The organism is Phreatobacter sp. GW821-FHT04C01, assembly GCF_059420385.1.
This window is the reverse complement of record NZ_JBWKTP010000025.1, coordinates 1-5,404: the sequence shown is the minus strand read 5'-3', so window position 1 is coordinate 5,404 and position 5,404 is coordinate 1. Positions and strand designations below refer to the sequence as shown.

General features: G+C 66.1%; 6 protein-coding genes and 1 tRNA gene. All 7 read right to left on the bottom strand.

Annotated elements, in window-relative coordinates; genetic code table 11:
- Window positions 1-662: 662 nt before the first annotated feature.
- Entirely contained in the window at window positions 663-1,430 is a 768-nt protein-coding gene (locus tag AC07WJ_RS37120; protein ID WP_494939762.1) for an ABC transporter ATP-binding protein, read from the bottom strand.
- A complete protein-coding gene (locus AC07WJ_RS37115; protein WP_494939761.1) occupies window positions 1,418-2,167 on the bottom strand; it encodes an ABC transporter permease in 750 nt (249 codons plus the stop codon). Before AC07WJ_RS37115 ends, AC07WJ_RS37120 begins: the two co-directional genes overlap by 13 nt.
- Before the next feature lie 4 nt (window positions 2,168-2,171).
- Entirely contained in the window at window positions 2,172-3,197 is a 1,026-nt protein-coding gene (locus AC07WJ_RS37110; protein WP_494939760.1) for an ABC transporter substrate-binding protein, read from the bottom strand.
- A gap of 185 nt (window positions 3,198-3,382) precedes the next feature.
- Window positions 3,383-3,850, bottom strand: a complete 468-nt coding sequence (locus AC07WJ_RS37105) for an Lrp/AsnC family transcriptional regulator (protein ID WP_494939759.1) — start codon at window positions 3,848-3,850, stop codon at window positions 3,383-3,385.
- Between the two features lie 522 nt (window positions 3,851-4,372).
- Window positions 4,373-4,729 (bottom strand): DUF6481 family protein, encoded by a 357-nt coding sequence (locus AC07WJ_RS37100; RefSeq protein WP_494939758.1) that lies wholly within the window; start codon window positions 4,727-4,729, stop codon window positions 4,373-4,375.
- 351 nt (window positions 4,730-5,080) lie between these two features.
- A tRNA-Ser gene (locus tag AC07WJ_RS37095) sits at window positions 5,081-5,173 on the bottom strand.
- A partial coding sequence (locus AC07WJ_RS37090) for a hypothetical protein (RefSeq protein WP_494939757.1) occupies window positions 5,152-5,404 on the bottom strand: 253 nt, incomplete at its 5' end. The genes AC07WJ_RS37090 and AC07WJ_RS37095, both read right to left, overlap by 22 nt.

Below are 5,404 nucleotides of genomic sequence, written 5' to 3'. Positions count from 1 at the left end.
TGACCGTCTTCATGTTGTAGACCTCCAAAGTTTCTCCTGAAAGGGAGCTTGGGTTCGTTGATCTTGCCGGTTTCCCGGCGAGCCTTCGGCCCTTAATTCCCCGCGAGCCGACTTTCTTGTCTTCGGGGGTTGCGAAACCTGCGAACCCAAGAAAGGCGGTGCGACCGGGGTGCCCCCCTTCGTCGCCAGGGCACCATTGCCGAAGGGATCGCGCCGATCAACGGAAACAACGCCTCGCCACAGGTGCCAAGGCGGCTTTGCACAGGACTGTTGCAAGAAGGCCACGCAGCCGTTAACCGGCCGGTTAGCAGGGATTGATGCCGCAAGTCCTTAAACGGATGGATAAATTCCACCGACATGGGGAACAGCGGGCGTTAACCAATAGGGTGCTGAGCCGGTCTGCGGGCGGGTCGAAGCGCGCGGCTCGTGGCCCGATGCGGCCGTTCCGGTGGATATCCGGCAAATCGGCTGCGTCCGCGGGCACAGGAGGCCGGTTGGGGCGGTTTTCCGCTTCCCGCGGGCTCTTTTTGCCCAGAAAGGGGCGATCCGCGCCGCCCTTGTCTTGTGGGCATCGTCCGGGCGCGGGAATCGCTCCGCGTCACGCTGCGGCGAATCTGCGGCAGGATTCGCCCCCGAATCCTCGCCCCCGCCGACTTCGCCGATCAGATCGCGGCGCCGTCGACCACCAGTTCGCCTTCGAGCGCGGCGCGCACGGCGAGGGCCGTGTTCTGCAGGCCGTGGTCCTGGCGCCGACGCGGATGCGGCAGGTCGATGCTGTGCACGCCGGCAATGCGCCCCGGCGAGCCCGCCAGTACGACGATGCGATCGGCCAGATAGGTTGCTTCGTCGATGTCGTGGGTGACGAAGAGGACCGTCTTGGCGGTTGCCTGCCGCACCCGGGTCAGTTCGTCCTGCAATCCCTCGCGGGTGATGGCGTCGAGCGCCGAGAACGGCTCGTCCATGAGCAGAGCCTCGGGGTCGACGGCGAGCGCGCGGGCGAGCGCGACGCGTTGGCGCTGTCCGCCGGAAAGCTGGTGCGGCCAGCGCTGCGCCAGGTCGGCAAGGCCGACGACGGCAAGGGCCGCGGCCGCCTTGTCGCGCCGCTCGCTGCGCGCAAGACCGGTCTTTTCGAGCCCGAAAGCGACATTGTCGATGACCCGGCGCCAGGGCAGCAGCCGGGCGTCCTGGAAGACGAAGGCCAGCGCCCGGCGGCCGGCGGCGGCCGGTGCGATCTCCACCGCGCCGGCAGTCGGTCGGGCAAGCTCCATCAGGACCCGCAGGAGGGTCGACTTGCCGACCCCCGACGGGCCGACGATCGCAAGGAATTCGCCGCGCCGGACGGTCAGGTCCAATCCGGACAGCACCTGGGTCAGTTGCCCGTCGCGCTCGAAACTCAGCGACAGGCCTTTGATGTCGATCACGCCTTCCATCGGAGCAACCATCCCTGCAAGGCCACGAAGGCGGTGTCGAGCAGGCCGTAAAGGCCGGCCATGGTCAGCATGTAGACCACCACGATATCGGTCGCGAGCAGGCTGGAGGCCTGCATCATGCGCTGGCCGAGCCCGGCCACGCCGAAGATCTCGGCCGCCACCACCGCCATCCAGGCCTGGCCGATGGCCGTGCGCAGGCCGACCAGGATGCCGGGAGTTGCCGCCGGCAGCAGAACCTTGATCAGCCGTTCCGGGCCGGAACGGAAACCGAAAGCATCGGCCACTTCGATCAGGTCGCGATCGACGCTGCGGACCGCGCCATGCGCAGCGAAATAGACGATCCAGAACACGCCGATCGCGATGATGAAAACGGCCGCCGACGGCGCCACGCCGAACCAGATGATGGCGAAAGGCACCCAGGCGAGCCCGGGAATCGGCCGAAGCAGCCGCACCACCCACGATGTCAGGCTCTCCATCGACCGGTACATGCCGGTAACCACGCCCAGCCCGACGCCCAGAGCCGAGCCGGCGATCAGCCCGACGGTATAGTGGCCGAGGCTGTTGCGGATCGCCTCGGGCCAGGCCCCGGACGCCATTTCGCGCCAGAATGCCGCCGGCAGCACGCTCGGCGGCGGCAGGAAGGCGGCATTGACCAGGCCGAGCCGCGGCACGGCCTCCCAGAGGCCGAGGAACGCGGCAAGGCCCACCAGGGGCAGGAGAAAGTGCGAGGCTTTCACGGCGTCACTGGCTGGCGCTGGCGCGTTCGAAGAAGCGGGTCTCGAACAGGCCGTCGAGCGGCACCTCGCGATCGAGCGAGCCGAGCTTCACCTGATAGCGCTGCAAGGCGGCGGTCGCCTCGATGATGCTGCGCGGGTCGGCGGTGAATTTCGACGCCGGCGATACCAGGGCCTTCGCGATGGTCGCGACGTCGACAATGCCCTTGCCCAGCGCCTGCTCGACATGCGGCGCGACTTTGGCCGGGTCGGCCTTGATCAGGGCGACCGCCTTCACCACGCCGCTGACCAGCGCCTGCACCTTTTCCGGCTCGCGCTGCAGGAAGGCCGCCGTGACGGCGACCACGGTGCCCGGCTGGTTGGGGAACATTTCGCCGCCGAGCGCGACGATCTTGATGCCGGAGTCGCGCTGCGTGACGATGGTCACGGCCGGCTCGCGAATGGTCGCGCCTTCGACCGCGCCGACCAGGACCGCCTGTTGCGTCGCGTCGATGCCCATCGGTACGACAGTCGCATCGGCCTTGTCGGTTTTGGTCACCTCCCACAGCCAGTGCTGCAGCGTGGTATTCGGCACGGAGCCGGCCGGCTGGGTCGCCATGCGTGCGGCCTGGCCGGTGGCGGCGCGATAGCGCTTGAAAGCCTCGGCGGGCGCAACGCCGGCCTCGAAGAAGCGGGCAAGCTTCGGCGTGACCACCGCCGTCATTTCCTCAACCGCGGTGGTCGCCACCACCTTGATGTCGATGCCGCGTGCACGGGCGACGCCGAGCGGCGCCACCCCGGCGACATAGATGTCGATCGTGCCGGAGGCCAGGGCCTGGATCATGTTCGGGCCCGACTCGAATGTCGTGTAGCTGGTGTTGAGGCCGGCGGCCTTCAGCCAGCCCTCCCGGTCGGCGACGAAGACCGGCGCCGCCGCCAGGATCGGGATGACGCCGATGCGGGCTGCGGCGGGCGCTGCGCCCTGTGCATGGGACCTGGCTGCGAAGGTCGCCACCATGGGAGCGGCGAGGACAAGGCGGCGAGACAGCGGCATGGGGCAATCCGGATGATGGCGCGACGCGCGCGCTGGTTTCGGGGGCAAATAGAATGATATCGTCGAAGATCGCAAGAAGTTGGCAACGAGCAGGAATTGCATTCTCCGAAATGAGCCTTTGACGACATGGAAATACCAGCCGGTGTCGTTTCGCGGGAATGAAGCTGTGGTGCCGTCGATGGCCGTCAAGGCTTGGGCAGCGCCGGCACCTGATAGGCGGTGGTCGACTTGATGCGCTCCATGGCGAAACGCGAGGTGACGTTCTTCAGCGGGATCGTCTCGATCAGCCGCTTGTAGAAGGCGTCATAGGCGGCCATGTCGGTGACCACGACGCGCAGCATGTAGTCGACGTCACCGGCCATCCGGTAGAATTCCATTACTTCCGGCAGCGCCGAAACGGTCTCAGCGAACTTGCCCAGCCATTCGCGCGAATGATCTGACGTCTCGATGGAGACGAAGACGGTCAGGCCGAGGCCGAGCTTCTCGGGCGAGACCAGCGCGACCCGCCGGACGATGAAACCGTTGGCCTCCAGCTTCTGAATGCGCTTCCAGCACGGCGTCTGCGACAGGTGAACCCGTTCCGCCAGTTCGGCGATCGAGATCGTGGCGTCGTCCTGAAGAATCGTCAGGATCTTGCGGTCGATGGCATCCATTCTCTGCTAGGCCTCGCATGTGACACGACATTTCGTCAAACAAGGCGAATGAGGAAAATATTTCTCATAAGCCCAATTTTCATTGAGATATGAGAATATTTATTCTGTTTTGGCAAGAGGCGGTGTTTCTTTCCGGTGCCGGAGACCCATGCCGGGCATGATTTTCGGCAGGATGCGCGCGCGAAATGCCGGAGGAGCCGCAGAAGGTATCGGCGAGCGATCTTGCCGCCGTTTCGTCTTGGCCGGCCTCGTGGCGGCCATCCCGCATTGCCTCGGCCGCGGACGACGTTGATGGTCCGTGACGAACACGGCCGCGACGCGACGCATTCGGCCCGGCATCATTGAAGGCCGGCGGGGCCTCCTGGCGGCCTGGGCGTGCCAAAAGAAAAAGGCCGGCGTGAAGCCGGCCTTTCGGGTCTGGTCAGATCGGCGGCGACCTCGCCGATCCCGCCGCTACGATCGTCAGGCGATCAGCCCGAACCTCGCGGCGGAAGAATTCTGGCGGGACGCCCGCGGCGAGACTTAGCGGCGCGATCCGCGCTGGGCGCGCTGCGTGGCGTAGAGCACCGCCTCGCGAAGCATCGCCTTCGGCCGGTCGGCCTCGCGCTGGGCCTGGCGCTCGGCTTCGAGAATGCGCTCAGCCTCTTCACGCGCGGCCCGTTCTGCAGCTTCCTGCGCTGCCTTGGCGGCGCGCTCGGCTTCGCGGGCGGCCTCGCGGGCCTCCCGCGCTTCGACCACGGCGCGGCGGGCTGCCTCGCGCTTGATGGTCTCCGGATGGTCCGGACCCGGGCGCGAACGGAATTTCTCAAGCAGGTTCTGCTTGGCCTTCTGGGCGGTTTCGCGACGTCCGGTGAAAGTGGTCTGCTGGTGGATCGACAAAGGTTAGCCTTGGTTCGTGCTGGGGTGGGGTGGATATAGGGATTCACTGCCTTCATTGCCATGGCGACCGAACGCATCCGACCGGAATGCGGTATCCGCCATGACCGCTTTGAGGGGCGATATCGGGGCGGGAATCGAGCCGCTGAAGCCGGCCCACCTCGCATCGCGACTGGTCAATTGCGGGATGCCTCGGCCTGTGCACGAGCCCTTGCGTGGGATCGCCAGGGTCCAACATTCAGCACCGTCAAGTGGTTCCCGCCAAAAGCGCGTCTGATCCAGCTCTGCGCTCTCGTCACTGATCTTGCAACCGGCCTCACATCTCTCAGGACAACGTCCGCATTACCTAAAGTCTGGCGGAGACGGAGGGATTCGAACCCTCGGTACACCTTTTGAGCGTACACTCGTTTAGCAAACGAGCGCCTTCAGCCTCTCGGCCACGTCTCCGCGATGGCCGCCTCTATGCCCGCGAACGCGACGAATGGCAAGGCAATCGCGGTCGCAACCGACCAGCTTTTTTGCGAGAGACGGTCTGCGGTCCGCCAAAGCCCGCCGAACCGGTCAAAGCAAATCCCATCCTTGCGCCGCCCGTCCGCCGACAGTTCGGCCGAGCCGGAAAAATTCCCACGCTCCCGGCCGATCCGATGGCGTCGAAGGTGCCGAGTCGCCCTCGGGCGC

Coding starts and splice junctions, on each gene's coding strand:
- AC07WJ_RS37120 (WP_494939762.1), bottom strand. CDS start 1,430: ATGGAAGGCGTGATCGACATCAAAGGCCTGTCGCTGAGTTTCGAGCGC.
- AC07WJ_RS37105 (WP_494939759.1), bottom strand. CDS start 3,850: ATGGATGCCATCGACCGCAAGATCCTGACGATTCTTCAGGACGACGCC.
- AC07WJ_RS37110 (WP_494939760.1), bottom strand. CDS start 3,197: ATGCCGCTGTCTCGCCGCCTTGTCCTCGCCGCTCCCATGGTGGCGACC.